The sequence below is a fragment of the Limnobacter sp. genome (assembly GCF_046297615.1).
Lineage (GTDB): Bacteria > Pseudomonadota > Gammaproteobacteria > Burkholderiales > Burkholderiaceae_B > Limnobacter.
Genome location: NZ_JBKBHM010000009.1, coordinates 1 through 25,802 on the forward strand (window position 1 = coordinate 1; position 25,802 = coordinate 25,802).

The window sequence follows — 25,802 nt, forward strand, 5'->3', positions numbered from 1 at the left end:
GGACCGTGAAACGCCTTAGCGCCGATGATAGTGTGCAGCTCGCATGTGAAAGTAGGACATCGTCAGGCTCTCCAATTCAAAAACCAAAGCCCCGCCATCCGCGGGGCTTTGTGCTTTACAAACACACCACAACAATTTAACCCACACCACACACCATCAACTCAACCGCGCTCAGCGGCATCCCCATTCCAATTATTGATCGTCAATATTGATCGTCAAGCTTGTGAGCGTTAGCTGTCTTGGCCAGTATGCCCCAATGAAAAACCCCACCGAGCTTTGGCGCGGTGGGGGTTTTTTTGTGGGTATCCCGTTGGGCTTTGGCCCGAAGAGTACTTTTTTATGGGTGCAGGATGCTGCAGTTTTGGCTGACAGACGCCAACACTTTACCAAGGGCCGGCACAGAGCGCGCATCCAGCGACTTTCCCGTGTTCAGGAAAGCAACGGACAATTCACGCGCTGGGTCCGCCCAGCTCACGATGTTGATGAGTCCCAAATGGCCGTAGGCTTTCTTGGCTTTGATTCCAAACAAAGAAAATAGATTTTCACCCAACATGAAGCCGTTGGAGAACCGGATTGGAATCATCAGCGTACGGTCCACTGTGAGTGGGCCGGCAGGCCTTATCGCGTTGCGGATTGTTTCAGCCTCGAAGAGTTGCTTTCCGTTGTAGGAGCCACCGTCGAGCATCATCTGGTAGAACCGGCTGACTTCATCTGCCGTGCCGTAGATGTTGCCCGCCGGAATGGCGACGTTCATGAAGTCGTCGGTGTTGGAAATGCTGGCAATTTTTTCGAAATCAATGTTCAGCGCACGTTTTGCAAGTGCATTGATCGGGAAGGGAGGTGTTGCGCCTGTGCTGTAGTTGAATGCGGCGCTGTCCCGATGTTTGGCCGGCAGTCCGTAGGTCAAGTACTTCGCGCCCAGGGGCTTGGCGATGAAGTCGGCCAAGGCTTGCGCGACGCTTTTTCCGGTGACCCTCTGGATGATTTCCCCCAACACATAGCCGCCAACAATTGCGTGGTAGGCCTGTGTTCGCCCATCCCCTTGGCTGGTGTATCCGGAGTTGATGAGGTCGATCACGCTGTCCCACTTGAACATGAGTGAGGGATGCGGGTTTTTCATCGGGATGATGGGTATGCCGGCGCGGTGCGACAGCACCTGGCTCACCGTGATGTTTTCCTTGCCGTTGCAGCCGAACTCGGGAATGTATGTGGCTACACGTTCATTCAAGTCCACTTGACCCAACTCAACCAACTTGTGCACCAACATCGCCGTGATGGCTTTTGATGCGGAGAACAGGCAGATCGGGGTATCCGGCTGCATGGGGATGATGGCCGTTTCCTGCTCTGAATGATTGGCGGGTGCATTGCCACGGGCGTGTCCAATAGCGCGTTTGAGCACAATTTCGCCCTGACGGCGAATGACCATGGTCATTCCGGGCTGAAGGCCTGTTTTATAGAATGATTCGACGCTGTTCCAGATGGCTTCGACGTTGTCTCGAGTCATGCTGACATCGTAGGGACTGATTTCTGCCTGTGTGTCGATCTGGGTGACTGAGCCCAGTTGTTTGGGCACAGTAATGTGGTTGGTGCGTTTGAACATGATTGTGATGCTTGTCTCTGTGATGTGTTGTTATGTAGCCAACAAGTATCGTGACAGCAGGGGACAAGGTCAAACGTGAATTTAGGGTGTTCTGTCTAATTTCTGTCCTTGGTGGTTTGTGAGTGTGACTGGTTCATCAGGAGTATGGTCAAGGTTGTGAACCGGCATGGTGTGCTTGGTTTGTGGTGTGGGTGCCTTTGACCTGTTGGGGGATGCTGCCGGTGACGGCATCAACGAAATGTTGGATTGGCGCGGTAGAGCTGCCTTTGAAGAAAAGTACAGGCGACAGTGTGCCGATGATCGTGATGTGATCGGTGCCTTTGACAGTCACGAGTTCGGATGGGCTGCCCGCTTTTTGCAGTGCTTTGTTCAATGCCACGCTGTTGATCTCGATACTGACGAGGTTGTCGGATTCCGGTGCGAGGATCAATGAAGGCAGGCTGTTGGCTTGTACGTGGTCGATAGGCTGGGATTTAGGGGGGTAGTTCGGATGGTGGAACACAGGCCGAACTTCCATGTCGTTGATGGGGTAGATGTTGTAAGCCCCTGCTACGCCTATGAATCCTCGCAGTTGTTGGCTTGGTGTTAAGCCTTGCTCACCCAGCCATCGGTCGTCGAGGCTGATCATGGCGGCGTTGTAGGCGCCAGCGCTGTGGCCCATCACGATAAACCGGTCGTCAGGTTTCAGCCTGCTGTATCGGGTTTGGCGCAGTGTGTCCTTCAGGTGGGCAATGCTTTGGGCGCCGTCGCGAAGGAAATCCGGGTAGCTGACTTCGGGGTAGAGACGGTAGTTGGGTATCGCTGTGATGTAGCCCATGGCGGCCAGACGACGCCCAACAAATTCGTATTCGTCTTTGTTGCCCCGGTTCCAGCTGCCTCCATAGAAAAATACGATGACTGGCGTGGGTGCTTTGGATGACGGCGCGGCTGGAGGCAAGTACAGGTCGTAAGCCAGGTTCGGGTTGCCTGGCGAAAACTGAATGTCTTTTTCAATGTCTGCGGCATAGAAGCGCGACACGGAGTTGACCAATTGCAGGGTGGAGCATCCGCTTAAAACAAACAGCGGCAGGATGCGCAATGCGGTGTAGAGGGTTTGGATTGGTTTCATGGTGTGAAGCGGTACGTCTTTAACCTCACGTTTTATCACACTTTGATGAAGAACCCGAGTTTGGCCGGTTGTGTGTTCAACGCAGGTCCGTTTTGAATGGCTTGAGTTCTGGTGAGTGACTTTGTTCCCAGACATGCAAGGCTTGCTTGCGGTAAGGCTGCCAACGGTACTGGCCCCATTGCCCTGTCGATTGGATGACGCGGTGACAGGGGATGAGCACTGCAATTGGATTGTTTGCGACAGCAGTGCCTACAGCACGGCTGGCTTTGGGAAGGCCCAATGCCCTTGCCAAGCCAGCGTAGCTGGTGAGTTGGCCCGAGGGAAGGTGGATTAACGCTTCCCAGACTTTGAGTTGAAAAGCGCTGGCTTTCAAATGAAGTGACAAGGGCGTTGCTGGGTTGGCTTGGGCTGAGTCGTTGAACAGGTGTATCGCCAGTTGTTGGGCCAAGTCATCTGAATAAGCCCAGTTGGCCGCGGGCCATTCAGCCTTGAGCCGTGTTTCGAACAAGTCCCAATTCAGGCTGTTGGTTTCAAACTCGAGACGGTGCAAGCCTATGGAGGTGCTGGCGCACAGCAACATGCCGAGGGGGGTGGGGGCTTGGCCTAGGGTGATGGTCTGCCCCCGGCCTTGATTGCGAATTTCCCCGGGCGACATGGCTTCGAGCTTGATCATCAGGTTGTGCAGGTTGGCGGTACTCGAATAACCGAGTTCTAGCGAGGTGGATAGCAGGGATTGGCCTTGGCGCATGGCCTGGATTGCGTGGTTCCGGTCGAGCCAGTGCGAAAACTGCAAAGGGCTGATGCCGGCAAACCATTTGAAGGTGCGTTGCAGGTGGCCCGGGCTCAGGCCAAATTCCTGGGCGAGTTCGTCAAGGCTTGGTATCGCAGACTCAGAAGTGGCTGAACGACCAGGCCCTAGTCGATGTATGAGTTGTTCTACAAGTGTGAACTGGCTGGTGTCGCTATTGCGGGGTGGTGTCGATTGCATGGGGGGCGAGGGCGTTCTAGGTTTCGAGGGTTTTGCTGTTTGCGATTTTGGGCCAGTCCCAGGGCTGCAGCAATCGGATTCTTGCGGTGATTGAGCTGAATTTGTTTCACGGTATCGGGGTATTCATTAATAAAAATGACGGTGAAACTTAGGCAAACTATGAAGAGTGAATCTGAAAATGAACCAGGCTGGTAACACCCGATAGGCCAAACAACAAGGTTTGGCGCGCATTTCCAAGTTTGGGTAGTTCAAGAGGCCAAAAAGGCCCGGAGGAGACATGCATGGTTCACGCGGTAAATGAGAGGCCCGTCAGCAGGTTGGCCCGTTTGAAACTGCTTCCTGTGGCAGTGAGCTTGGCGGTTGGACTTGTTCCGGCCACTTCGTGGGCCGCAGGTACTTTCACTGGCCCCGGTGGCGTTGAAGGCCGATGGGCTATGGAAGTCACCGTGGGCGCAGCTATGCGCATGAAAGACCCTGACCCTTCTCTGATTTTCAGCGGGAACGGAGGCACGGCATCCAGCGGTACGGTAGATGACGGTAACTTGAACTTCAAGAAAGGGGATATTGTCAGTTCCCAGTTGCGTGCCGTTGGTGAATTGGAGCTGACCAAAGACAACGTGGGTATGTTTGTTCGGGCTAGGGCGTACTCTGATTTCGAGCAAAAGCGCAACAAAGTTCCCCATGGTTCTGCGGCCAATGGTTTTCGGCCCAACGAAACGTTGCCCGGCAATGACTATGAAAAAGGATCGAAGTTTGAAGACGTTCAACTTCTGGATTCCTATGTCTTCGGTAACTTCCAGCCATTCAACAAGAATCTGACGGTCAAGTTTGGTAACCAAGTGGTGACTTGGGGTGAAGCGCTGTTCCTGTTGGGGGGCGTTAACCAGTTCTCCAACTTTGACTCAGCGGCTTTGCGGCGCCCGGGCGCCCAGTTGAAAGAAGTGTTTTTGCCGATTCCTCAGGTGTATGCAAACCTTCAGGCGACCGATGCGCTGTCGTTGGAGGGTTTCGTACAGGTGAACCATGAAAAGGTAGTGGTGGATGGTTGTGGCACGTATTTCAACGCCGCTGACCTGATCAACTGTCGATTCAGTGGCTCACCTGTGAACCCAGGGGTGCTGGGTGCTGGCCCACTTGAAATTGACTTTTCGGGATACAACGATCGACAGAGTTTTTCCGGTGGTGGCACCATCTCTGTGAATGGGGTGCCATTTGACACATCCACAACTGCCGGCCTTGCTGGCTTGACGGGGGTGCTGGGTGGCATTACTGGTCTTCCCGCAGACCTGAGTACATTAAATTTCCGGATGTCCCAGTTGCGTGACAAGCGTGCGAAAGACAAAGGCCAGATTGGCCTTGCCAGCCGCTATTACGCCAGCGAAATTGGTACGGAATTCGGGATGTATCTGGTGAACTACCATCAGCGTATTCCCAATCTCGGCCTGGTAAAGACGCCTTCGAATGTGCCGGGGTCGGTGTTCAACGGCTTGAGTGTGGCTGGACAAGATTTGGTGAACCCGTTGTCATACTTCTTTGACTACGGCAAGGAAAACATTCAGGTAGCCGGCTTGTCTGCGGCCACAGAGATTGGCGGTTATTCGGTATTTGGAGAAGTCAGTTACACCAAGGGCTACCCCGTGGCTTACAACACGGCCGACTTCATCAAGGGGGCTGGCACTGGCACGGGTCCTCTGGCCCGCTTCGGTGACAATGCCCAATTCCCGCTGGGCTCGATTTTGCAGGGCTACAAAGAGCTCGACAAGATTCAGATGCAGATGTCGACCGTGGCGCTGTTCCCGCGCCGCTTGGGGGCGAGTTCTCTGGCCGTGGTGGCTGAGGTCGGGGCGCAGATTTGGAAAGGCATTGGTGACCCGTTCACCAGTGAGCGTTTTGGACGGTCCCCGGCATTTGGTGCCGGTGCCCACGCCGCATATGGCGAATGCAACCGCGCGGTCAACCCGAACCCGCGAAACTGTGTGGTTGACGGGTATGCCACGAAGACTTCCTTCGGATACCGGGTTTTGGCGGTGTTGAACTACCCTGATGTGGCCTTTGGCCTTAACCTGGCTCCGCGTCTGTTCTTTGCGCATGACGTGAAGGGCTATTCAGCCGATGGCCTGTTTTTGCAGGACCGTCAAAACCTTGGGGTTGGCTTGAGGGCTGATCTGCAGTCCGCGAAATACTTTGCCGAAGTGAACTACAGTATGTTCAACGACAAGGCATATTTTGACCCATTCAAGGACAGGGACTTCCTGTCGCTGGTGCTGGGTGCTAATCTCTAAGAGCACAAGAATTCTAAATAATTATAAATAGTGGTTGTAATCCGTTCGTAAAGGAGACGATGTGATGATGAAAACAAGTCTGAAGCAGCTAGCCGTTTCGCTGCTGGTCATGGGCGCCAGTACAGGTGCCCTTGCCCAATCCGCCGACTATTCAAAGTTAGGGACCACCCTGACGCCCATGGGGGCAGAAAAGGCCGGCAATGCCGCCGGCACAATTCCCGCCTGGGATGGTGGTTTGAGTAAACCCATTGCCGGTTTCGATGCCAAAAAAGGGTACGCGGACCCCTATGCGGCCGATAAGCCGATTGTGACCATTACTGCCGCCAATATGGAGCAGTACAAGGACAAGCTGGCGCCAGGGCAGATGGAAATGCTCAAGCGTTACCCCAATTACAAGATTACGGTTTACCCCACCCGACGCTCGGCCGCTTACCGTGCGGACATCTACAAGTTTGCCAAAGAGGAAGCGCCCAACATCAAGTTGGCGGCCGGTGGCAACGGGATTGTGAACCTGAAAAAATCCAATGTGCCATTCCCGATCCCGACCGAAGGTGTGCAGGTGATCTGGAATCACATCATGCGTGACTTGGGTGGTTCCATCACCCGGGTATCTGCTGATTTCCCGGTTCAGACCAATGGCACGTACACCCTGGGTAAGCGTGAGGAGTCCATCTCTTTTGCGTCCTACATGACAGACGCCGAACCGAACCGTATTTTTTATTACATGAACAAGACGCTGGCCCCTGCGAATGCTGCGGGCGAAGTGGCCTTGGTGCATGAGCCACTGGACCAAGTGGCTGAGCCGCGCTTGGCTTGGCAGTACAACCCAGGGCAGCGCCGCGTGATTCGTGCACCTGAGTTGGCTTATGACAGCCCAGGTATTGGTGCGGATGGTCTGCGTACCAACGATGACTTCAACGGTTACAACGGGTCACCTGACCGCTACACCTGGAAACTGGTGGGCAAGAAGGAAATGTACGTGGGTTACAACAACTACAAACTCACCAGCAAGGACTTGAAGTACTCGCAGATTTTGGGGACCAATCACATCAACCAAGACTTGGTGCGCTACGAGTTGCACCGTGTGTGGGTGGTTGAGGGCACTTTGAAACCCGGCGCACGCCACATTTATTCCAAGCGTGTGTTTTACATCGACGAGGACTCCTGGACCATTCTGCATGGCGACCAATACGATGCACGTGGCGGTTTGTGGCGTGTTCGTGAGGTGTTTGGGGTTCAACTGTATGACGCACCGACCTTCGCCCAAGCTGGTGAAGTGATCTATGACTTGCAGGCCCGTCGTTACTTGGTCAATGCGCTGACCAACGAGGAAAAGCCCGTGGAGTTCGGCAAGAAGTACAGCGTGGCTGACTTCTCGACCGCAGCCCTGCGCCGCATGGGCCGCTGATTTAAGCGAACCCAATCGGGCACCCGAGGCTTTGGCCGGGTGCCCGTTTTTTCGTGTTTGAACAGTTTTTTTGTAGCAGCCCGGAACCAGTGACCGGGCCAATTTTGGAGACGGCATGACTAAGCCAATGAAGCCCGCACTGAATCGACGGGTAGCCTGGATGCACGCAATGGGCATTGCGCTGTGTTTGGGCATTGCGCCCACTGCGCAAGCATTCAAAGACCCCATGGAAATTCCCGCCATCATCGCACCCAAGGCCGCCAAAGCCTTGATGCTCAATGCCACCGCGCAAGGCAGCAAGGTTGTGCTGGTCGGTGAGCGTGGCATTGTGTTGTATCGCGATTTTGCAGCGGGCGCAGAGGCTGGTTCCGGGGCTAAAGATGCGGATGGCCGGGTTTGGACACAAGCCAAAGTGCCAGTCTCTATCAATCTGACCAGTATTCGATTTTCAAGCCCGAATGTGGCTTGGGCTGTGGGCCATGATGGTGTGGTGTTGAAATCCACGGATGGCGCCCAAAGCTGGGTTCGCGTGTTTGATGGCAACAAAGCCAATGAGCAGGTGGTGGCCGCGGCCAAGAAAAAAATGGATGACATGCAGGCAAGGTTTGATGCTGCCAAGCCTGCTGAGCAAGCCAAGTTGGAAGCCGAACTTGAGGCGGTTCAGTTTGCATTTGAGGATGCCGAGGCCGGTGCGCGATTTGGCCCTGCACGCCCGATGCTGGATGTCTGGTTCAAAGACGACAACCAGGGCTGGGTTGTGGGCAGTTATGGCCAGATTTTCGAAACCAAAGATTCCGGGGCAAGCTGGACCTTGATTGCGGACCGTTTGAATAACCCCGACTTCCGGCATTACAACGGTTTGTATGGTGACAGCACAGGTTTGTTGTTGATTGCCGGTGAGGCAGGGCGCGTGTACCGCTCGACCAATTTCGGGCAGAGCTGGGAGCGTTTGGACACAGGCTACAACGGCCATTTCTACGGCACAGCCGTGACCCGCAATGACAAAGGCGAGGCCACTGTGTACGCCTATGGCTTCAGTGGCAATGTGTACCGCTTGGGCCCGGGTGCGGCGGCGTGGTGGAAGCTGCAAAGCCCAACGAAAGAAAGTTTTGTTCAGTCATTCACCCAAGGGACTACTGTGATGCTGGTAGACCAAAAGGGCCGTTTGGCGCGTACCGACACGGCTGGGACCGGGTTGAGCCTGGTGTCTCAGGCCGAAGGCAAGCCCGTGACCGGTATGGCTGTGGTGGGGCAATCGGTGGTGTTGAGTGGCCAGGGTGGACCCCGGGTGCTCGATTTGCCCCGATGAACCTGACCTCGCACAACGCACATTGAATTGGATTACAACATGAGCAAACAACAAGAATCGGGCAAGGTCGAGCAGTTCTTCGAACGTATCCTGTTCAACAATCGCAAAGTGGTGATTGTTTTCTTCGCATTGATGTCGGTCTTTTTTGCTTTTCAGGCCGCCCAACTTCGCCCCGATGCATCATTTCAGAAGATGGTGCCCGTGACGCACCCGTACATTGCGAACTACCTGAAATACGAGAACGAGCTGCGCCCTCTGGGTAACGTGCTTCGAATTGCGGTTCACAACAAGAACGGGACGATTTACGAGGCCGAGTTTCTAGAAACCCTGCGTCAGATCACCGACGAGGTGTTCTACATTCCGGGTGTGGACCGGGGCAACCTCAGTTCCATCTGGACACCGAACGTGATGTGGCGGCAGGTGACCGAAGAGGGCCTGCGTATGGGGCCGGTGATTGGGCAGGGCTTTCAGGGCTTGCCCGAACAGATTGAGGCAGTGAAGGCCAACGTTGAACGCTCAGGCCGCATTGGTTCGCTGGTGGCCAATGATCAGCGTTCTGCGGTTATTTTGGCCCCCCTGCTGGAAGTGGACCCGGAAACCGGGCAGAAACTGAATTATGGGAAGCTGTCGGCCAAGATTGAAGAGGTGGTGCGCGACAAGTACCAGAACGACAAGGTCTCGATTCATATCACCGGCTTTGCCAAGGTGGTGGGTGACTTGATTGAAGGGGCCAAGGACATTGCCGGTTTCTTCGCGATCACGTTTGTGCTGACGGTAGCGTTGTTGTTCTGGTATTCACGTTGCTGGAAAAGCACTGCTGCCACGATTCTGTGCTGTTCATTGGCGGTGATCTGGCACTTGGGCGTGGTCAGCATGCTGGGCTTTGGTTTGGACCCGTACTCAATTTTGGTGCCATTCCTGACCTTTGCGATTGGGGTTAGCCATGCCATTCAGAACGTACGAACCATGGCGGCCGAGCGCTACCATGGCGCGAGCAAAATGGACGCGGCCAAGGCCACCTTCAACCTGCTGTTCATTCCGGGAACAGTGGCCTTGTTGGCCGATGCGGTGGGCTTTTCCACCTTGCTGGTGATTGAGATTGGTGTGATTCGCGAGTTGGCCATCAGCGCATCGATTGGTGTTGCAGTGATCATCTTCACCAAAATGTTCCTGTTGCCCGTGTTGATGAGTTACGCCGATGTGACCCAATCGGGCTTGAACCAAGTGGCCAAACAAGAGGCCGGCAAGCACACAGTGGCCAGGGCCATTTCCCGTCTGACCGAAAAGAAGATGGCTTTGGGTGCCACCGCGGTTGCGGGTGTGATTCTGGCCTTGGGCTTTGTGATGTCAGCTAACCTCAAGATTGGTGACCTGGACCCCGGTGCGCCGGAACTTCGTCCAAATTCCCGCTATAACCAAGACGTGAAGTTTTTGGTGTCCAACTACTCCACCAGCTCGGACGTGTTTGTGGTGATGGTGGAAACCAAGCCCGGTGAGTGCGGTTCTTACCCAGTCGCCTCTGCTGTTGACCGCTTCCAGTGGGAAATGGAAAACGTGGAAGGTGTTGAGGGAAGTGCGTCGCTCTTTACCATCATGAAAAACATCATTGCTGCGTTGAACGGCGGTAACCCCAAGTGGTTGTCGATTACCCGTGACCGCTTTATTGCCAACGGCGCGCACAAGAATATTCCGACGTCGCTCTATAACGCGGATTGTTCGATGACACCCGTCATCCTGTTCCTGGCGGATCACAAAGCTGAAACGCTTGAACGGGTGGTGGCCAAGGTAGAAGCGTTTGCTGCGGACAACAACTCTGAGGATGCCAAGTTTATTCTGGCGGCAGGTAACAGCGGGATTGAAGCAGCCACCAACATTGTGGTTGAACAGGCCCAGAAGCTGATGCTGGTGTTGGTCTATTCCATCATTGGTGTGTTGGTGTGGTGGGAGTTCAAGAGCTTCAAGGTGATGCTGGCGATCATGATTCCGCTGTTCATCACCGAGATTCTGTGTAAGGTGATCATGGTTCAACTGAACCTGGGCATCAAGGTGGCCACTTTGCCGGTGATCGCCTTGGGCGTGGGGATCGGGGTGGACTACGGCATCTACATCTACAACCGCTTGGAAAGTTTCCTGGCCAAAGGCTTGAACTTCAAGGATGCGTATTTTGAAACCTTGCGAACCACAGGTGTGGCGGTGGCGTTGACTGCGGTCACACTGGCCTTGGGTGTATTCACCTGGGCGTTCTCAGCCATCAAGTTCCAGGCCGATATGGGGCTGTTGTTGGCGTTCATGTTCCTGTGGAACATGGTGGGCGCAATCATCCTGATTCCAGCACTGATCCGGGTGCTGGCGATGGATTCGATCCGCAAGCGCTTCGGAGAAAGCTCAGTGGCCGGTATGTAAAACGCCACAAGGGGTAAAAATGCAAAGGGGGCCTTCGGGCCCCCTTTGTTGTCTGCAATAATCGAAACCTCGCCAATGTGTCTGTCCAGGATTGACCATGCAGTTTCCAGCCTTGCCCGAAATACCCCATCCCCTACAGTTCAAGTCGGTGACTTTCACCGCACTTAAACCCGGGCCAAAATTGATTGTGCTGGGGGCGGTACATGGCAACGAGGTGTCAGGGTCCAAGGCTATTCTTAAGGTGATTGGGGAGTTTGAGCGTGGTGAGCTATTGCTGAGTACTGGCCAGGTCACCTTGGTCCCCATCACCAACCCTTTGGCCTACAACCGCCGTCAACGCAACGGGGACAGAAACCTCAACCGAAACCTGACGCCAACCAACACACCCGTTGATTTCGAGGACCACGTTGCCAATTGGCTGTGTCCGTTGTTGGCGCAGCACGATGTGCTTTTGGATATCCACAGCTTTCAAAAAGGGGAAGTGCCTTTCGCCCTGTTCGGCCCTGAAAACAACCGTGGCACTTTGCAACCCTTTGTGCATGCCCGCGCTGAGCGTGAGCTGGCCCGTTGCCTCGGGGTGACGCGGTTTGTGGATGGCTGGCTGGAAACTTACGCCAAAGGTGTTGAAAACCGGGTTGCTTACCTGAAGGCCAATCAGTTGCCCGATGCAGGTTTGAACACGGACCCCCGCTATGGCATGGGCACTACGGAGTGCATGCGCAGCAGTGGTGGGTATGCGGTGACCCTGGAATGCGGGCAGCATGAGGCCCCCACAGGCCCTGCAGTGGCCTACGACGCGATTGACCGCACCTTGCGCCATTTGGGCTTGGTGGAAGGCGCCCCTGTTGAGTTGGTGCAGCAATGGCAGCGCCTGACTTTGGTGGAAGTCATCGACAAACAGGATGACCGGGATGAGTTTTGCCGTGCCTGGTCCAGTTTTGATGAGATTCGCAAGGGGGAGTTGATTGGCATACGCCATGGGGGCCAAGAAGTGCGCGCCCCAAGGGATGGTTTCATCGTCTTTCCCAACTCAACCTCCAAGGCCGGCCAGGAATGGTTTTATGTGGCCATTGACCAATCTGCTTTGGGGTGTGCGTAATTTACTGGTTTTACTTGTAAATTCCGTGCGGACATTCCCCTTCAAAATTATAATTTTCCGGATTGTGGCGGCTCAGTGTCTATCTGTACACTGCAGTTAAAGTTTAGACCTGTGTGTCGCCATGCCTCATTCCACTGTCCATCAATTGCTTCAAAACGATCAGAATGCCTTGGGCATTTTGGCCGGTGCTTCCCATGCGGCCTTCGCCGAGTTGGGCTTGGGTGGCGTGGTTTCGCAGGCAAGCCGCCGGGTTGAGCCGGTACTGAATGCCGCCCCCGCCCCTGAAAAGCCGGTTGCGCCAGCCGAGGCTGGGCAATTGGTGGATTTTCCGCCCAAGGTGGTTGGCTTGGGTGAGGTACCGCTTCGCAAAGCCGCCGCCACTTTTGCCGACACAACGCAATTGCCAGTGGAACCTGGGTACCGAAGCCTCATCACCGAGCCTCAGCGTTTGAACGAACAGGTGTTTTCCAGCGACAACAATCAGCCCGACTCTGACCCTGCTGTGTTGGGTTTTGATTCGGCGGCTTCAGGGTTGTTGACTTCCGCCACCGAGGCCGTGGCTTCGGGCAGTGATGGCGTGTTGATGAACCTGTTGGAGTTGATTCAGAAAACCGTCGAAAATGCTGACCAGCCTTTTGACGGATCCCGCCAGGAAAGCATTCGTGAGTTCATCATTGACTCCATCGGTGAGTTTCGAAGCGTCGACTTCACTGTCCGTGATTTCCTGCAAGAACACGTTCGTGGCGAGATAAAAGGTGCGATTCAAGGCAGCGTAGAGTTGTTGACTGGCGATAGCCTTAACCCCATCACCGACCCTTTGTTCTCGGTGGATTACTACGGCACCTCAGCCGACGTGATCAACGAAACTTTGAGCGTTGTTCAGAACATTTCCCCCATGGGTACGACTGTTCTGCCCAAAATCGGCCCTTTGAGCACTCAACTGCTGTCTTCATTGACTGCCCAGTAACACCTCCGGAATAGGGGGCTGTCAGGCCCCAATTAGGTGTATTGGACTGCGGCCATGCGGGTCACAATGGCAGGTGTGTTTCATCTGCCTGTGCCGACCATGAACAGCCGAACTTCCCCCGACCTGGCCCACAATCAAGCCAACGATCGCATTGAAATCCTGTTGTTTGGCCTGGGCGGTCAAGAGCTGTTTGGCATCAATGTGTTCAAAATTCGGGAGGTGACCGATGCCTTCAAAGTGACACGCCTGCCCGGCAATTCATCCGCGTTCAAGGGCATCATTTCCTTGCGTGGGCAAATCATGCCTGTGGTGAATTTGGCGGAGACCATCGGGCTCAGCGGTGAAGAAGCCCAGGACAAACTCATCATTTCTGAGTTCTCATCCAGGTCTGTGGCGTTTCAAGTCAAGATGGTGGACAAAATCATTCGCATGCCATGGTCCGAAGTCAGGGCGCCCGACCAATTGGACCGCGAGGGCAGTGCGGTGTTTGGGGTGGTGTTGCTTGAGGATGGCCGGCTTGTTTCGCTGCTGGACATTGAAAGCCTGTGCCAGTCCGTGTTGCCGCATCAGGACAGCCCGGCTGCGATTCAGCCGAAAGGCGATCTGTCCGAGCGTCCTCCCGTCTTCTTTGTGGACGACTCTGCCGTAGCCCGGCGGAAAATCGAAGAAACCCTGAACGCCTTGGGTTTGAGGCACTGCCATGCAGTCAATGGTGTTGAGGCTGAGCGGCAGTTGTTGGCCATGGCTGACCGTGCTGAGGGCAGCGTGAAAAGCCAGGTGTCGCTGGTGTTGGTGGATGAAGAAATGCCCGTGATGGACGGTTGTGCATTGACGCGTTCGCTGCGCAGCAAGCCCCAATTCAAAGATGTGCCCTTTGTGATGTATTCCTCGCTGACTTCCGAGGAGTACGCGCGCCGGGGTATGGAAGCGGGCGTGAATGTTTACGTCAAAAAATTTGACGCCGAAACCTTGAGCAAGGCCATTGTGCAACTGCTGCACGAAAACGCCTGATTCGCCTTTTTCGAGGGGTTTTCAACCACGGAGCATCCATTGGCTTAAGCACAGCTTGTACACTGCCAACACGGTTTGAGTGGGCAGTGATGGAGCAGGCATGGCGTGGAGTGCATCGGAAAGTGTGGTTGACGCCGCTTGCACCGGTTTGAGAGAACACGGTTATGTCGTGTTAACCGATGCAATTGACCCTGTCTGGGTAGCCCAACTTCGGGCTGACCTCCAACAGTCGGCCTTGCGTGAAGCAGGTATAGGCCGCGCCAATTCCCACCAGCACAACACTGCTGTGCGGGGCGACCAGATCGCCTGGTTTGAACGCGACAACCCCGTACAAGCCCTGTGGCTCGACTTCTGCCATGAACTGCAGACCGAGTTGAATCGGCGCCTCTTCCTGGGCCTCTTTTCGTTTGAGTGCCACTATGCCCAATACCGCCCGGGTGCGGCTTACGCCCGCCATCGCGACTCGTTTTTGGGCCAAGCCAACCGCGTGCTGTCCTTGGTGACTTATTTGAACGCCGATTGGTCTGATGACTGGGGTGGAGAGTTGGTGATTTATGATCCCCAAAACGACGCCCAAGAGCTGGTGCGTGTACTGCCACAGCAAGGCACACTCGTTCTGTTTTTAAGTGAAGAATTCCCCCATGAAGTGCGCCCAGCCAGCCGGGACAGACAGAGCATTGCAGGCTGGTTTCGCGTGAATACGACGGATTCCAACCGGGTAGACCCACCCCGTTGAGCCGACCGAAACAATTGATTTGACTGATTGCAGCAGGAGACAATGATGAGCACGATGAAAACCCGCGCAGCCGTGGCCTGGGGCCCAGGACAACCCCTGAGCATTGAAGAAGTGGACCTTGAATTGCCCAAAAAGGGCGAGGTGCTGGTTCGAATTGTGGCCACTGGCGTATGCCACACCGATGCCTACACCCTGTCCGGTGATGACCCCGAGGGTATTTTCCCGGCCATTTTGGGGCATGAGGGTGCGGGTATTGTGCAAGCTGTCGGTGAAGGGGTGACCTCAGTGGCGGTGGGCGACCACGTGATTCCTCTGTACACCCCGGAATGTCGGCAGTGCAAGTTTTGCACCTCCGGCAAAACCAACCTGTGCCAAGCCATCCGTGCCACCCAGGGCAAGGGCTTGATGCCCGACGGCACCACCCGTTTCTCAAAAAATGGCCAACCGATTTACCACTACATGGGCTGTTCGACATTTGCAGAACACACCGTGCTGCCCGAGATTGCCTTGGCCAAAATCGACCCGAATGCGCCGCTGGAGAAAGTCTGTCTGCTGGGTTGCGGCGTCACCACCGGAATGGGCGCAGTGCACAACACCGCCAAAGTGAAGGAAGGTGACACGGTGGCCGTGTTTGGCCTAGGCGGCATTGGTTTGGCGGTGATTATCGGTGCGGTGCAGGCCAAGGCGGGGAGAATCATTGCCATCGACATCAATGAAGACAAATTCGAGATTGCCCGCAAATTGGGGGCCACCGACTGCGTCAACCCGACCAAACATGAGCAACCCATCCAAGAGGTCATTGTTCAGATGACCGATGGCGGCGTGGATTTCTCCTTCGAATGCATCGGCAACGTGAAAGTGATGCGCGCAGCCCTGGAGTGTTGCCACAAAGGGTGGGGCGAGTCGGTCATTATTGGCGTGGCGGGTGCCGGGCAGGAAATTGCCACACGCCCCTTCCAACTGGTGACCGGGCGTGTGTGGCGAGGCAGTGCATTCGGCGGTGTGCGCGGTCGCACAGAGTTGCCGCGCTACGTGAACCGTTTCATGAACGATGAGTTCGAACTGGACACCTTCATTACCCACACCATGCCGCTGGACGACATCAACCATGCCTTTGAACTGATGCATGACGGCAAGTCCATCCGCTCAGTGGTTCACTATTAACGCCGAGGGCCCGTCATGAAGTTGTTGAGCAGTGTGCGTTGTTTTGACGGCTTGCAGAACCAGTATCAGCATGACAGTGAGGCGCTGTCATGCACCATGCAGTTCAGCGTGTTTTTGCCGCCCCAGGCCCTTGCAGGGCAGCCTGTGCCTTTCGTGTATTGGTTGTCGGGTTTAACGTGTACTGACCAGAACTTCACGACCAAGGCGGGCGCACAGCGTGTTGCGGCGCAGTTGGGCTTGGCCTTGGTGATGCCAGACACCAGCCCGCGTGGTGAGGGCGTTCCGGGTGACCCGGACAACGCTTGGGATTTTGGCTTGGGGGCCGGTTTTTATGTGGACGCCACACAGGCCCCATGGAACCAGCATTACCGCATGTACAGCTACGTCAGCAGGGAGTTGCCCGAGCTGGTGGAAGCGCAGTTGCCCTTCAATGGGCACCGTTCGGTGTGTGGCCATTCCATGGGTGGGCACGGTGCCTTGGTGGTGGCTTTGCGCAACCCGGGGCGCTACCAGTCGGTCAGTGCGTTCTCGCCCATCGTCAACCCCAGCAACTGTCCGTGGGGCCACAAGGCCTTTGGCCGTTATCTGGGTGATGACCGGTCTGCATGGTCACAATACGACGCGGTGGAGCTGATCCGCTCAGGCGCAACCCATGTTCCCATGCGTGTTGACCAAGGCGCTCAGGACAATTTCCTGGCCACTCAACTTCATACCGATTCGCTGGTCAAAGCCTGTGAGGCAGCGGGCTACCCTGCCGACATCCGCATGCAGCAGGGCTATGACCACAGCTACTACTTCATCGCCTCATTCATTCAGCAGCATCTGGAGTTTCACGCTCAGCACTTTCAGGCTTGAGCGCATCGGAAGCTGCTTGCGAAGGCCATGGTGCAGGGTACTTCAGCGCATTCTTGACCAGTTTGCGCTGAGCGGCCTCAATGGGGTCGATGTTCAGTTGATTGCACACCTGCAACAGGTACAGCAGTACGTCAGCCACCTCATCCGCCACAGCCTGCTGTTTCGGGGCAGGTAAGGTGCGTGACTCCTCTTCCGTCAACCACTGAAAGTGCTCCAGCAGTTCGGCCGCCTCAACGCTGAGTGCCATACACAGGTTTTTGGGGGAGTGAAACTTCTCCCATGCCCTTTCCTGCGAGAAAACCCGCAAGGCCTGTTGAAGGTGGTGCAGTGTGTCTGGGTGGTTGCTCATGCCGCATTCAACCCCGCCGGGCGTTGAAGCCCTTTGATTAGTCCTTCAATCACCAACACACCAACCGCCATCCAGATTGGGATGTAGCTGGGCCATTGGTCCGCTGCAATCTGTTCCCCCAAGGCCAGCGCCACCAGCACCAGCAACACGGGTTCCACATAGCCCAGCAGGCCGAAAAGCCCCAGTGGTACCCGTTTGCTCGCTGCCATGTAACACATCAGTGCTGACACGCTGATCAAGCCCAGCCCGACGATTCGCAAGGGCAGCTCCGGGTGGTATTGAAGTTCATGCCACATGGCCCAGCCCGGTGCTGCCAGAAACCAAATCGCCACCGGCAGAGACAAACTCATGTCCACCCACAAGCCCGCCAAATGGTCGGTTTTGTAGCGCCGCCGCAAATAAAAATACAGGGGAAAGCCCAGGCAAACCAGCAGCGCTGGCCACGACACATGGCCCACACGCCAGAGCTCATGCACAACACCCACACAGGCCAGTGCGGCGGCGAAAGCCTGGAACATGCTAAGCCGTTCGCCAAAGGCAAGCCGCCCCATCGCAATCAGCGTCAGCGGCAACATGAAGTAACCCATGGACACGTCCAGCGCATGACCATGGGCAGGCGCCCACATGAACAGCCACAACTGCAGGTTCAGAAGTGCAGAACTCAAAGGCAACAGCACCCACAGTGTGCGTTCAGTGGCGATTCGCTTAAAAAATGCCCGCACTTGATGCCATTCACCGCCAACCCCCAGCAGCAGCGTCATGAACGGCACAGTCAGCAGCATGCGCCAGCCGAAAATGGCTTCGCTGCTCAGTGGGTGCAGCAGCGAGGTGTAGTAATACATGGCCCCAAACAGGGTGGAGGCCATGATGGACAATGTGATGCCTTGAAGCATGGGTGCCTGGTGTGCAAAGGTGGGCTGGCGCTTGTGGATTATCGCAGCTTTCCAGCCTGGCTCAGCAAGTGCGCCTTGAACACCGACGCGATGGGCGAGAGTTGCTTGCCCTTGGGGTGCACCACATGCCATTGCGCATCGATCGGAAAGCCCCGCACCGGCAGCGGGGTGACATCGCGGTGCCCTGCCAGCGCATGCATTGAAAGCACCGCAACACCCAGCCCCCCGGCGACTGCCTCTCGAATGGCTTCGTTACTGCCCAACACCAGTTGCATGCCGGGCTGAAACTGATGCGCCTGAAAATGAACATCGCTGGCCAGCCGGGTACCGGAGCCTGATTCGCGCAGGATGAAACGTTGGTCCTGCAAGTCATTCAAGTCCATCACCGCACCGTGTTGTTTGATCAGTTTGCGGGCCGCTGCATTGGCGGCCACCAGCACCAGCGGGTTGGGAAGGAACACCTCGTCGCTCAGGTCCACATCCTCGGGGGGACGCGACATGATGTACAGGTCGTCCATATTGTCCCGCAGCCGCTGAACCACCGCATCCCGGTTCAAGACCTCCAGGGCAATATCAATTTGTGGGTGTTTGCTGCAAAACGAACCCAACAGCCGGGGCACGAAATACTTGGCGGTACTCACCACGGCCACCCTCAGGCGGCCCTTGGTCAAGCCCTGCATGGCGTGAATGGCCTGTCTGAAACTGTCCCATTCATTTTCTATGGCCCGGCCTGTGCGCGCCAACGCCTTGCCGGCCTCTGTCAGGTGTACCTTTTTGCCAATCACCTCATAGACTGGCAACCCCACCGCTTCTGAAATCTCCTTGAGCTGCATCGAGGCCGTGGGTTGTGTCACGCACATTTGCTGGGCTGCCGCACTGACGCTGCCCGTGTCCACCAAGGCCAGGAACAGGCGCAACTGCCTGTGGGTGATATTCATAGATTAAAACCAATGGTTATTGCTAATAAAATCGATTTTACTCGAATCATTGAAAAGGAGACAATTCGCCCCGTCTTCAAGGAGTTTTTCTCATGCCCAGCAATTTTCTGGATCCAGCCATCCTGTTCTTCGTGTTCGGCGTGTTCGCCGGTCTTGTCAAATCCAATCTGGAGGTCCCCCAGCCGATCGCCAAGTTTTTGTCGTTGTACCTCCTCATGGCCTTGGGCCTGAAAGGGGGGTTCGCCCTGTCGGAATCCACCGTGGGGGTTCATGTGGTCTTGAGCATCACACTGGCGTTGGTGCTGGCCTTCCTCATCCCTGTGGTCGGTTACTGGTTGCTCAAGCGTTTCACCAATTCATTTGATGCGGCTGCCATGGCGGCCTCTTATGGCTCGGTCAGTGCCGTTACTTTCGTCACCGCCAGTCAGTTTGTTGAAAGTGCCGGGCACACCGTGGGCGGGCACATGGCCGTGGCCATGGTGCTCATGGAGACCCCTGCGGTGCTGGTGGCAGTGTTCTTGGCCAATGCCCTTCGGCATTCAGTGCGCCAACCTGCCGCAGTGGCTTCGGTCAGTGCGGGAGGGGCGGCCACATTGGGCGGTGGCCCCGTCACGCCGGGGTTTGGCAAAGTGTTGAAGGACAGTTTCACCGACGGCGCACACCTGTTGCTGCTCGGTGCTCTCGCCGTGGGCTTGATCAGTGGGTCAGCTGGCAAAGCGATGATGCACACCTTCAGCGCAGACCTGTTCAAAGGCATGTTGGCTTTCTTCCTGTTGGACATGGGCTTGAACGTGGCGCGCCACCTGGGAACGGCGGTGAAAGCAAGCCCTGTGCTGCTCGCCTACGCTGTTCTGGCCCCACTGGTCCATGCCCTGCTGGCGCTGTTGCTGTCGGTGCTGTGTAGCCTGCCGGTTGGTGACGCTGCGCTGTTGATGATTCTGTCGGCCAGTGCGTCGTACATCGTGGTGCCAGCGGTGGTTCGGCAAGCCATTCCAGAGGCCAACCCCGGCCTCTACCTGGGCTTGTCCTTGGGCGTCACCTTCCCGTTCAACATTCTGATTGGGATTCCCTTGTACACCGAACTGGCCAATCTTGCGTTGTCTTAAGAAAGCGTTAAAGAAGTTGTCCACCATTTCTGTTGATAAACCGCCTGTGGGCTGTGGATAACGTGCAGAAGTGACTGACTTCAAATGGACTTCTTTAGCTTGATTAAAAAATGGACGCCGCTTGGCCTCAGGCTGAAACGCCCAACCGCACTGTGCTCCTGCGCCAGTGCGGTGCGTTGCAGGGCTTCTCCCCCCGATGGGTGGAAGCCCCCCTCAAAGGTTCCATGAGGCAAATCAAGTACTTGTGCTGATTCAAGGGCTGTGGTTCCATTGACATTTGTTGACAATCCAATTGTCCGGCCAGGACCGGGCTCCGATGGAGGCAAGTCATGCAAGTATCGACCCAATCGTTGCCTGAATCTCGACGCGTCGAGGTGTTGAAGAACCTGCGTATTCTCGACACCGAGCCCGAGTTGTGCTTCAACGTCATCGTGAACCTGGCAGCACAGAGCCTTGACACCCCCATGTCCGCCATCGGGCTGATCGACGACACGCGTCAGTGGTTCAAAGCCTCCAAGGGCATCAGTGTGTCCCAAACCTCACGAAGCGCTGCCTTTTGCATTTACACCATTGAAGGCACCGGCGTGCTGGCGGTGCCCGACGCTCTGGAAGACCCCAGGTTTCGCGACAACCCCTACGTGCAGGGTGAGCCCCGCATTCGCAGCTACCTGGGCCACCCCTTGTGTGTGCAAGGGCAGGCCATCGGCGCCCTGTGTGTGATGGATACCCGCCCCCGACAATTCACCCCTGAGCAGGTTGCCTTGTTCCAGAAGCTGGCCCGCGCGGCTGAGGATTTCCTGAACGTCAACGGCCCTTGGTAAGTGTGGTCCGGCAGTTCACAGCAGTTTGGCCAAGGTTAACAAGGCACGTTCAACCCGGGCATCCCAGGCACAGGCGCAGGACAACCGGATGCAGTTCTCGAACTTCCCGCTGGCTGAGAACAGCACGCCAGGCGCCACATTGATTCCCTCGTGCAACGCCTGCTGCGCCAATGCGGTGCCGCTGGTTCCCGGGGGTAGTTCCACCCAAATCACAAAACCCCCCACAGGTTGAGACAGGCGGGTACCTTCTGGAAACAAGGTTAAAACGCGTTCGGTCATGCGGGCCACAGCACTGGCGTACCGGCCACGTACCTCGCGCAGATAGCGCTCGTATCGGCCACTGGCCAGCAGTTCTGCAACCGCCATTTGCGGCACGGTCGAACTGGCGATGCTGCTCACATACTTCAGGTACTCAATCTGCTCCCGGCGTGGCCCGTGGGTGACGACCCAACCCACACGCAGCCCCGGGGCCAGTGATTTTGAAAACGAACTGCAGTAAATGATGTCCGCCGTGGGCATCAACCCTTTGCAAATGGAGGGTCGGCGGTGGTTGTGCCCCAAATCGCCGTACACATCGTCTTCAATCAACGTGACTTTGTGTTGCCCCAGCAGTGTCACCAAGGCGCGTTTCTGTTCGTCACTCATGCAATAACCCATGGGATTGCTGAAATTGGGCGAGAACACACAAGCCTTCACCGGCCAGCGCTCAAGGGCAAAGGCCAGTGCGTCCAGTGACACCCCATCCACGGGGTGGGCGGGAATTTCCAGGGCCTCCAGCCCCAATGACTCCAACACATGCAGCAAACCATAAAACGCGGGTGACTCAACCGCCACCACATCGCCGCGTTGGGTCACCGCCTGTAAGGCCAGGCTCAAGGCCTCCTGGCAGCCGGTGGTAATCACAATGTCGTCCACGGGCACCGAGCAACCCAGTTCACCCATGCGTTTGGCAATTTGCCGACGCAATTCAGCCGACCCCGGGGGCATTTGGTACTGCGCGGTTTGCCCACGCCGTGTCCGCATCACCGTGGTGAATGCCCGTGAAATGGCCTGCGTGGGCAGAAAACTGGCATCAGGCACTGCGGCGCCCAATTGAATGATGTTTGGGTCGTTGGCTGCTTTGATGAGCGCCATGGCCAAAGACTGCCCGTTCACTGGCCTGGGGGCTGAGGTTTCCAGGTTCATCGTGGGCATGGCCGGTGGCGCAGTGTGGCGTGCCTTCACGTAGTAGCCCGACCTTGGGCGTGGCTCGGCATAACCCAAATCAGATAGCCGTTCGTAAGCCGACACGGCGGTGGCCACACTGATGTGCCACTGCTGGGCCAGCTTGCGCACACCGGGCAGGCGCTCCCCGGTTTGGTAAACCCCACCCGTGATTTGGTGCACCAATTCGTCCGCAATGCGGTGATACAAAATGTCCATGGGGGCGGTACAGTTTCCGGTTTTTTGGAGAGGTACAGTATTACTTGTTTCTATACTGTACTGGTTCAATAGAATTTAACTGAAACTGTATTGATTGTCGATGCCTGTCTACACTGAAGATTCATCAGGGCCACACAGGACGACAACCATGACGCCACTTCACCTGCAATCATTCACTCAATTCTTGAACAACACATTTCGCCGTTTGGTGCAGGCGTGGGTCGCACGTCTGAATCGGGCCCGTCACATTGCAGAACTGCGTGCTATGAATGACCGGGAACTGTCTGACTTGGGTATTTGCCGGGCCGACATTGAGACCGTGGTCGGCACGGAACCCGCGAAGGATGAAACCCGACGGTTCCGGGGCGCTGTGACAGGCCCCGGTTTGTGCGATCATCAGGGCTGGTCCAACTGCCCGAATATCAGAGCATGAATCCATCCATCAAAAATGTATTGATCGGGGTTGCCATTGTGGCGGCTGCTGTGGTGCTGAATCCTTCGGCCGAACGTCACCGAGATCACATCAAGGAAGCCACGGCAGAACGCAGCCCCTTGGCTGGAATGATCGGCCTGGGCTCCCTGGCTGCCATGGCATCCAACTACCATTCCATCGGGGTGGCCTCGTACACCAGCGTCCGTGACAAAACCGTCACTGTCGGTGCCTTTGGCATGGTTTTTTTGCTGGACAACTACAAGGACCAATAATCCGTGTGCTGGAAACAAAAAGGCCATCTCATGGATGGCCTTTTTGACATCAAATGGTGGAGCCGGGGGGAATTGAACCCCCGTCCGCAAATCCTCCACTACCAGTTCTACGTGTGTAGTCCTCTTATTTGGTTTTAACGGGCCCGGTCGGGAAGGGACACCCTACCGAATCCGCGAGTCGCTTGATTTAGCCCTGATCGTCGCAACCCCGTCCAGAGCGATCCGATGTGCGATGACCCCACCGCAGGTTTGACCCTGCCCAGCCCGTCGGCAAGCTGGTGTGAGGACTAGCGGCCCTTAGGCTGCTAGTGCAAACTGTTCGTCGTTTGCGTTTAAGTGTTTTCAGATGGATTTACGAGGTAACTGATCCTCGACACGCCCCAATAGCTTCGCAATCCACGTCGAAACCGGATCGGCCCCAAGGGATGGTAAGTATATGGGGCTTCGCTGCTGAAAAACAAGACAACGCTCCGTTTGCTCAATCGGCTTCAATCTCGACGGCTTCCACAAACACCAGCTCGCAAGCGCCATCGCCGGTGTCGCTACGGCTGAGCGAGCTGCGCCATTCCCACCCATCGGGTGAGTTCACCGCCACCAGAAACCCTTTCAGCCGCACCATGTCGTGCCGGCTTACACGTTTCAAGGTGCGCTCCACAGCCTCGTTGGCGGGAATCATGTGCATATTGGCGGCCGACAGCTCTATTTCTTGCAGGGGTAGTGGGGGCGCCCCAGCCCAGCGGGTGTAAAACCATCGGCCGGATTGGGACACCTCGATGCGGGTGTAATTGCCTTTTTCGGCCAGCCGCCCCCAGGCCAAGGCCAAATCGATCGGCGACACTTGGGCCCCCCTGTCTAACCGGTATGCCTCGGCAGACATGACCCTGGCCCGAATGTTGAAGCGCGCCAAGGGGGTGACGGTGTGGTTTTTGTAGGCAAAGGCAGGTGTTCGGGTGGCCAGTTGCTCCGGGGTGGGGCCGAAACGGATGGAGGCCAATTGCGCGCGGTTCAATTTGGCATCCCGCAGCCTCACCTCTTGTTGAAAAATGAGGTAGGCCAGCACAGCGCAGACAATCAGACCGACGGTTTTTAGCGTCACGTCACCCTCTCATCCTGTTTAACCAGCCAACAGAATCAGTTTGATGGGCTTGAAAGAACCCGCAAACACCCATTCGGGCCCACGGGTGCCAACACCAAGTGGGGGGTCAGCGCCCCAGGCTGTCGACCCAGGCTTGAAGTTCGCGGGTGTTGTGCACCAACACATCGGCCTGCCAGGCCTCAATCGGGCTGGCAATGTAGCCGTAGCCGGCGGCCACGGTTTGCATGCCCGCGTCGCGCCCCGCGACGATGTCGCGCTCGTCATCGCCAATCATGGCGCAGGCTTGGGCGGGGGTGTTCAACCGGCTGGCGGCCAGCAAACACGGGGCGGGTGAGGGTTTGGGTGCTGCGGCGGTGTCGCCGCCGATCAGCACCTCACAATCGTCCAGCAGGCCCAGTTCCGCCAACAGTTTTTCAGCCAGATAATAGGGCTTGTTGGTGACCACGCCCCAGCGTAAGCCTTTGGCACTCAGGCCATCCAGCAGGGGGCGTATGCCGGAATAAATGCTGCTGGCATGGGCAATACGCGCCTCGTAACGGGCTAAAAACTCGGCCCTGAAGGCCGGGAAATCGGCAAATTGCGGCTCAAGCCCGAAGCCTATTTTCAGCAGGGCACGCGCACCGCCCGAGGCCAGGTGTTCCATGGCGGTCATGGGGGTGAGGTCCAGCCCCCGGTCGCTTTGCATGTCCTGAATGGTGCCGCACAGGTCGGGTGCGGTGTCCACCAGTGTGCCGTCTAGGTCAAACAGCAGGGCTTTGATCATCAGGCGGGTTTCCGGCAAGCAACCATGTAGTTCACATCGGTGTCGCGTTCAAGCTTGTAGATTTTCGTGATGGGGTTGTAGGTCAGCCCTGTGATTTCGCTGAAATCAAGCCCTGCATTGCGGGTGTACTGCGCCAATTCCGACGGTTTGATGAATTTCTCGTAGGCGTGCGTGCCTTTGGGCAGCAATTGCAACACGTACTCGGCCCCGACGATGGCAAAAAGGAAGCTTTTCGGGTTGCGGTTGATGGTGGAGAAAAACAGCCAACCACCCGGTTTGCACAATTCAGCACACGCAGCCACGGTTTGGGCGGGTGAGGGCACATGCTCCAACATTTCAAGGCAAGTCACCACATCGAACTGTGCGGGTGTTTCTGCAGCCAGTTGTTCGGCCGACACGGCCCGGTAGTTCACATTGGCAACTCCGGTTTCCAGCTTGTGCAGCTCAGCCACTTTCAGTGATTTGTCGGCCAGGTCGATGCCCAGCACGTCGGCACCCCGTTTGGCCATGCTTTCGGACAGGATGCCGCCGCCACAGCCTACATCCAGCACTTTTTTGCCGCTCAAGCCCACGCGCTCGTCAATCCAGTTCAGGCGCAAAGGGTTGATCTGGTGGAGGGGGCGGAACTCGCTGTTGGGGTCCCACCATTTGGCGGCCAGGGCTGAAAACTTGGCCAGTTCGGCGGGGTCAACGTTGGGGTTGCTGGTGGTGTTCATGGGTGTACTGCCGGTTTGTCTGTATACAAGTTTCAAGTTTAACTGAAGCAGACAATAAAAAAG

General features: G+C 56.3%; 24 protein-coding genes and 1 other RNA gene. 14 read left to right on the forward strand and 11 right to left on the reverse strand.

Going from position 1 to position 25,802, the window contains the following annotated elements:
- Positions 1 to 337: 337 nt before the first annotated feature.
- The 3 genes from ACK4FF_RS15280 to ACK4FF_RS15290 all read right to left on the reverse strand — a co-directional run bounded on the left by ACK4FF_RS15280 (position 338) and on the right by ACK4FF_RS15290 (position 3,696).
- A complete protein-coding gene (locus ACK4FF_RS15280; RefSeq protein WP_409711165.1) occupies positions 338 to 1,600 on the reverse strand; it encodes a serine hydrolase domain-containing protein in 1,263 nt (420 codons plus the stop codon).
- Between the two features lie 148 nt (positions 1,601 to 1,748).
- The gene (locus ACK4FF_RS15285; protein ID WP_409711167.1) at positions 1,749 to 2,708 is read right to left on the reverse strand and encodes an alpha/beta hydrolase; all 960 of its coding nucleotides are present in this window, start codon (positions 2,706 to 2,708) and stop codon (positions 1,749 to 1,751) included.
- A gap of 76 nt (positions 2,709 to 2,784) precedes the next feature.
- Entirely contained in the window at positions 2,785 to 3,696 is a 912-nt protein-coding gene (locus ACK4FF_RS15290) for a methylated-DNA--[protein]-cysteine S-methyltransferase (RefSeq protein WP_409711169.1), read from the reverse strand.
- A 281-nt stretch (positions 3,697 to 3,977) separates the two neighbouring features.
- Between ACK4FF_RS15290 and ACK4FF_RS15295 the strand changes: the two genes are divergently transcribed.
- The 10 genes from ACK4FF_RS15295 (at position 3,978) to fghA (ending at position 16,930) form a co-directional block, all read left to right on the forward strand.
- On the forward strand, positions 3,978 to 5,978 hold the full coding sequence (locus ACK4FF_RS15295) for a DUF1302 domain-containing protein (protein ID WP_409711171.1): 2,001 nt from the start codon (positions 3,978 to 3,980) through the stop codon (positions 5,976 to 5,978).
- Positions 5,979 to 6,042: 64 nt separating this feature from the next.
- Entirely contained in the window at positions 6,043 to 7,386 is a 1,344-nt protein-coding gene (locus ACK4FF_RS15300; RefSeq protein WP_409711173.1) for a DUF1329 domain-containing protein, read from the forward strand.
- Positions 7,387 to 7,501: 115 nt separating this feature from the next.
- A complete protein-coding gene (locus tag ACK4FF_RS15305) occupies positions 7,502 to 8,695 on the forward strand; it encodes a WD40/YVTN/BNR-like repeat-containing protein (protein ID WP_409711175.1) in 1,194 nt (397 codons plus the stop codon).
- 39 nt (positions 8,696 to 8,734) lie between these two features.
- Positions 8,735 to 11,098 (forward strand): efflux RND transporter permease subunit, encoded by a 2,364-nt coding sequence (locus ACK4FF_RS15310; protein WP_409711177.1) that lies wholly within the window; start codon positions 8,735 to 8,737, stop codon positions 11,096 to 11,098.
- Between the two features lie 97 nt (positions 11,099 to 11,195).
- The gene (locus tag ACK4FF_RS15315; RefSeq protein ID WP_409711179.1) at positions 11,196 to 12,197 is read left to right on the forward strand and encodes a succinylglutamate desuccinylase/aspartoacylase family protein; all 1,002 of its coding nucleotides are present in this window, start codon (positions 11,196 to 11,198) and stop codon (positions 12,195 to 12,197) included.
- A 121-nt stretch (positions 12,198 to 12,318) separates the two neighbouring features.
- The gene (locus ACK4FF_RS15320) at positions 12,319 to 13,164 is read left to right on the forward strand and encodes a hypothetical protein (protein WP_409711181.1); all 846 of its coding nucleotides are present in this window, start codon (positions 12,319 to 12,321) and stop codon (positions 13,162 to 13,164) included.
- A gap of 54 nt (positions 13,165 to 13,218) precedes the next feature.
- Positions 13,219 to 14,175 (forward strand): chemotaxis protein CheV, encoded by a 957-nt coding sequence (locus ACK4FF_RS15325; protein WP_409711183.1) that lies wholly within the window; start codon positions 13,219 to 13,221, stop codon positions 14,173 to 14,175.
- 100 nt (positions 14,176 to 14,275) lie between these two features.
- Complete coding sequence (locus tag ACK4FF_RS15330; RefSeq protein ID WP_409711185.1) at positions 14,276 to 14,911, forward strand: 2OG-Fe(II) oxygenase; 636 nt, start codon at positions 14,276 to 14,278, stop codon at positions 14,909 to 14,911.
- 54 nt (positions 14,912 to 14,965) lie between these two features.
- Positions 14,966 to 16,075: an S-(hydroxymethyl)glutathione dehydrogenase/class III alcohol dehydrogenase gene (locus ACK4FF_RS15335; RefSeq protein ID WP_409711267.1), complete on the forward strand. Its 1,110-nt coding sequence runs from the start codon at positions 14,966 to 14,968 to the stop codon at positions 16,073 to 16,075.
- Positions 16,076 to 16,090: 15 nt separating this feature from the next.
- On the forward strand, positions 16,091 to 16,930 hold the full coding sequence (gene fghA, locus ACK4FF_RS15340) for an S-formylglutathione hydrolase (RefSeq protein WP_409711187.1): 840 nt from the start codon (positions 16,091 to 16,093) through the stop codon (positions 16,928 to 16,930).
- Here the strand turns inward: fghA and ACK4FF_RS15345 are convergent.
- From ACK4FF_RS15345 to ACK4FF_RS15355, 3 genes are read right to left on the reverse strand one after another with little or no spacing between them, the layout of a single operon-like run.
- The gene (locus tag ACK4FF_RS15345) at positions 16,884 to 17,279 is read right to left on the reverse strand and encodes a nucleotide pyrophosphohydrolase (protein ID WP_409711189.1); all 396 of its coding nucleotides are present in this window, start codon (positions 17,277 to 17,279) and stop codon (positions 16,884 to 16,886) included. The genes fghA and ACK4FF_RS15345 overlap by 47 nt on opposite strands.
- A complete protein-coding gene (rarD, locus tag ACK4FF_RS15350; protein WP_409711191.1) occupies positions 17,276 to 18,172 on the reverse strand; it encodes an EamA family transporter RarD in 897 nt (298 codons plus the stop codon). The genes ACK4FF_RS15345 and rarD overlap by 4 nt, the downstream gene beginning before the upstream one ends.
- 38 nt (positions 18,173 to 18,210) lie before the next feature.
- Positions 18,211 to 19,110, reverse strand: coding sequence for a LysR family transcriptional regulator (locus ACK4FF_RS15355; protein ID WP_409711193.1), 900 nt, complete (start codon positions 19,108 to 19,110; stop codon positions 18,211 to 18,213).
- 92 nt (positions 19,111 to 19,202) lie between these two features.
- On the opposite strand from ACK4FF_RS15355, the gene ACK4FF_RS15360 reads away from it, so the two are divergent.
- Together ACK4FF_RS15360 and ACK4FF_RS15365 are read left to right on the forward strand one after the other, a co-directional pair.
- A complete protein-coding gene (locus ACK4FF_RS15360; RefSeq protein ID WP_409711195.1) occupies positions 19,203 to 20,216 on the forward strand; it encodes a sodium-dependent bicarbonate transport family permease in 1,014 nt (337 codons plus the stop codon).
- Positions 20,217 to 20,545: 329 nt separating this feature from the next.
- Complete coding sequence (locus tag ACK4FF_RS15365; protein ID WP_409711197.1) at positions 20,546 to 21,037, forward strand: GAF domain-containing protein; 492 nt, start codon at positions 20,546 to 20,548, stop codon at positions 21,035 to 21,037.
- 15 nt (positions 21,038 to 21,052) lie between these two features.
- Here the strand turns inward: ACK4FF_RS15365 and ACK4FF_RS15370 are convergent, their stop codons facing one another.
- Complete coding sequence (locus ACK4FF_RS15370) at positions 21,053 to 22,459, reverse strand: PLP-dependent aminotransferase family protein (protein ID WP_409711199.1); 1,407 nt, start codon at positions 22,457 to 22,459, stop codon at positions 21,053 to 21,055.
- 148 nt (positions 22,460 to 22,607) lie between these two features.
- Here ACK4FF_RS15370 and ACK4FF_RS15375 point away from each other — a divergent pair, with 148 nt between their 5' ends.
- Both ACK4FF_RS15375 and ACK4FF_RS15380 read left to right on the forward strand, forming a co-directional pair.
- Complete coding sequence (locus ACK4FF_RS15375) at positions 22,608 to 22,892, forward strand: DUF1127 domain-containing protein (RefSeq protein ID WP_409711201.1); 285 nt, start codon at positions 22,608 to 22,610, stop codon at positions 22,890 to 22,892.
- Positions 22,889 to 23,164, forward strand: coding sequence for a hypothetical protein (locus ACK4FF_RS15380; protein ID WP_409711203.1), 276 nt, complete (start codon positions 22,889 to 22,891; stop codon positions 23,162 to 23,164). Before ACK4FF_RS15375 ends, ACK4FF_RS15380 begins: the two co-directional genes overlap by 4 nt.
- A gap of 54 nt (positions 23,165 to 23,218) precedes the next feature.
- On the opposite strand, the gene ssrA is transcribed toward ACK4FF_RS15380, so the two are convergent.
- From ssrA to ubiG, 4 genes are all read right to left on the reverse strand, one after another.
- Positions 23,219 to 23,584, reverse strand: a transfer-messenger RNA (tmRNA) gene (gene ssrA, locus ACK4FF_RS15385).
- Between the two features lie 58 nt (positions 23,585 to 23,642).
- Positions 23,643 to 24,260, reverse strand: a complete 618-nt coding sequence (locus ACK4FF_RS15390) for a hypothetical protein (protein ID WP_409711205.1) — start codon at positions 24,258 to 24,260, stop codon at positions 23,643 to 23,645.
- A gap of 106 nt (positions 24,261 to 24,366) precedes the next feature.
- The gene (locus tag ACK4FF_RS15395; protein ID WP_409711207.1) at positions 24,367 to 25,023 is read right to left on the reverse strand and encodes an HAD family hydrolase; all 657 of its coding nucleotides are present in this window, start codon (positions 25,021 to 25,023) and stop codon (positions 24,367 to 24,369) included.
- Positions 25,023 to 25,739, reverse strand: coding sequence for a bifunctional 2-polyprenyl-6-hydroxyphenol methylase/3-demethylubiquinol 3-O-methyltransferase UbiG (ubiG, locus tag ACK4FF_RS15400; protein WP_409711209.1), 717 nt, complete (start codon positions 25,737 to 25,739; stop codon positions 25,023 to 25,025). The genes ACK4FF_RS15395 and ubiG overlap by 1 nt, the downstream gene beginning before the upstream one ends.
- Between the last annotated feature and the right edge of the window lie 63 nt (positions 25,740 to 25,802).

Bases quoted from the DNA above. Each gene is read 5' to 3' on its own strand.
- ACK4FF_RS15295 (WP_409711171.1), top strand. From the start codon at position 3,978: ATGGTTCACGCGGTAAATGAGAGGCCCGTCAGCAGGTTGGCCCGTTTG.
- ACK4FF_RS15310 (WP_409711177.1), top strand. From the start codon at position 8,735: ATGAGCAAACAACAAGAATCGGGCAAGGTCGAGCAGTTCTTCGAACGT.
- ACK4FF_RS15305 (WP_409711175.1), top strand. From the start codon at position 7,502: ATGACTAAGCCAATGAAGCCCGCACTGAATCGACGGGTAGCCTGGATG.
- ACK4FF_RS15395 (WP_409711207.1), bottom strand. From the start codon at position 25,023: ATGATCAAAGCCCTGCTGTTTGACCTAGACGGCACACTGGTGGACACC.
- ACK4FF_RS15355 (WP_409711193.1), bottom strand. From the start codon at position 19,110: ATGAATATCACCCACAGGCAGTTGCGCCTGTTCCTGGCCTTGGTGGAC.
- ubiG (WP_409711209.1), bottom strand. From the start codon at position 25,739: ATGAACACCACCAGCAACCCCAACGTTGACCCCGCCGAACTGGCCAAG.
- ACK4FF_RS15280 (WP_409711165.1), bottom strand. From the start codon at position 1,600: ATGTTCAAACGCACCAACCACATTACTGTGCCCAAACAACTGGGCTCA.
- ACK4FF_RS15300 (WP_409711173.1), top strand. From the start codon at position 6,043: ATGATGAAAACAAGTCTGAAGCAGCTAGCCGTTTCGCTGCTGGTCATG.
- ACK4FF_RS15315 (WP_409711179.1), top strand. From the start codon at position 11,196: ATGCAGTTTCCAGCCTTGCCCGAAATACCCCATCCCCTACAGTTCAAG.
- rarD (WP_409711191.1), bottom strand. From the start codon at position 18,172: ATGCTTCAAGGCATCACATTGTCCATCATGGCCTCCACCCTGTTTGGG.
- ACK4FF_RS15325 (WP_409711183.1), top strand. From the start codon at position 13,219: ATGCGGGTCACAATGGCAGGTGTGTTTCATCTGCCTGTGCCGACCATG.
- ACK4FF_RS15380 (WP_409711203.1), top strand. From the start codon at position 22,889: ATGAATCCATCCATCAAAAATGTATTGATCGGGGTTGCCATTGTGGCG.
- fghA (WP_409711187.1), top strand. From the start codon at position 16,091: ATGAAGTTGTTGAGCAGTGTGCGTTGTTTTGACGGCTTGCAGAACCAG.
- ACK4FF_RS15365 (WP_409711197.1), top strand. From the start codon at position 20,546: ATGCAAGTATCGACCCAATCGTTGCCTGAATCTCGACGCGTCGAGGTG.
- ACK4FF_RS15345 (WP_409711189.1), bottom strand. From the start codon at position 17,279: ATGAGCAACCACCCAGACACACTGCACCACCTTCAACAGGCCTTGCGG.
- ACK4FF_RS15285 (WP_409711167.1), bottom strand. From the start codon at position 2,708: ATGAAACCAATCCAAACCCTCTACACCGCATTGCGCATCCTGCCGCTG.
- ACK4FF_RS15290 (WP_409711169.1), bottom strand. From the start codon at position 3,696: ATGCAATCGACACCACCCCGCAATAGCGACACCAGCCAGTTCACACTT.
- ACK4FF_RS15320 (WP_409711181.1), top strand. From the start codon at position 12,319: ATGCCTCATTCCACTGTCCATCAATTGCTTCAAAACGATCAGAATGCC.
- ACK4FF_RS15335 (WP_409711267.1), top strand. From the start codon at position 14,966: ATGAAAACCCGCGCAGCCGTGGCCTGGGGCCCAGGACAACCCCTGAGC.
- ACK4FF_RS15370 (WP_409711199.1), bottom strand. From the start codon at position 22,459: ATGGACATTTTGTATCACCGCATTGCGGACGAATTGGTGCACCAAATC.
- ACK4FF_RS15330 (WP_409711185.1), top strand. From the start codon at position 14,276: ATGGCGTGGAGTGCATCGGAAAGTGTGGTTGACGCCGCTTGCACCGGT.
- ACK4FF_RS15360 (WP_409711195.1), top strand. From the start codon at position 19,203: ATGCCCAGCAATTTTCTGGATCCAGCCATCCTGTTCTTCGTGTTCGGC.
- ACK4FF_RS15375 (WP_409711201.1), top strand. From the start codon at position 22,608: ATGACGCCACTTCACCTGCAATCATTCACTCAATTCTTGAACAACACA.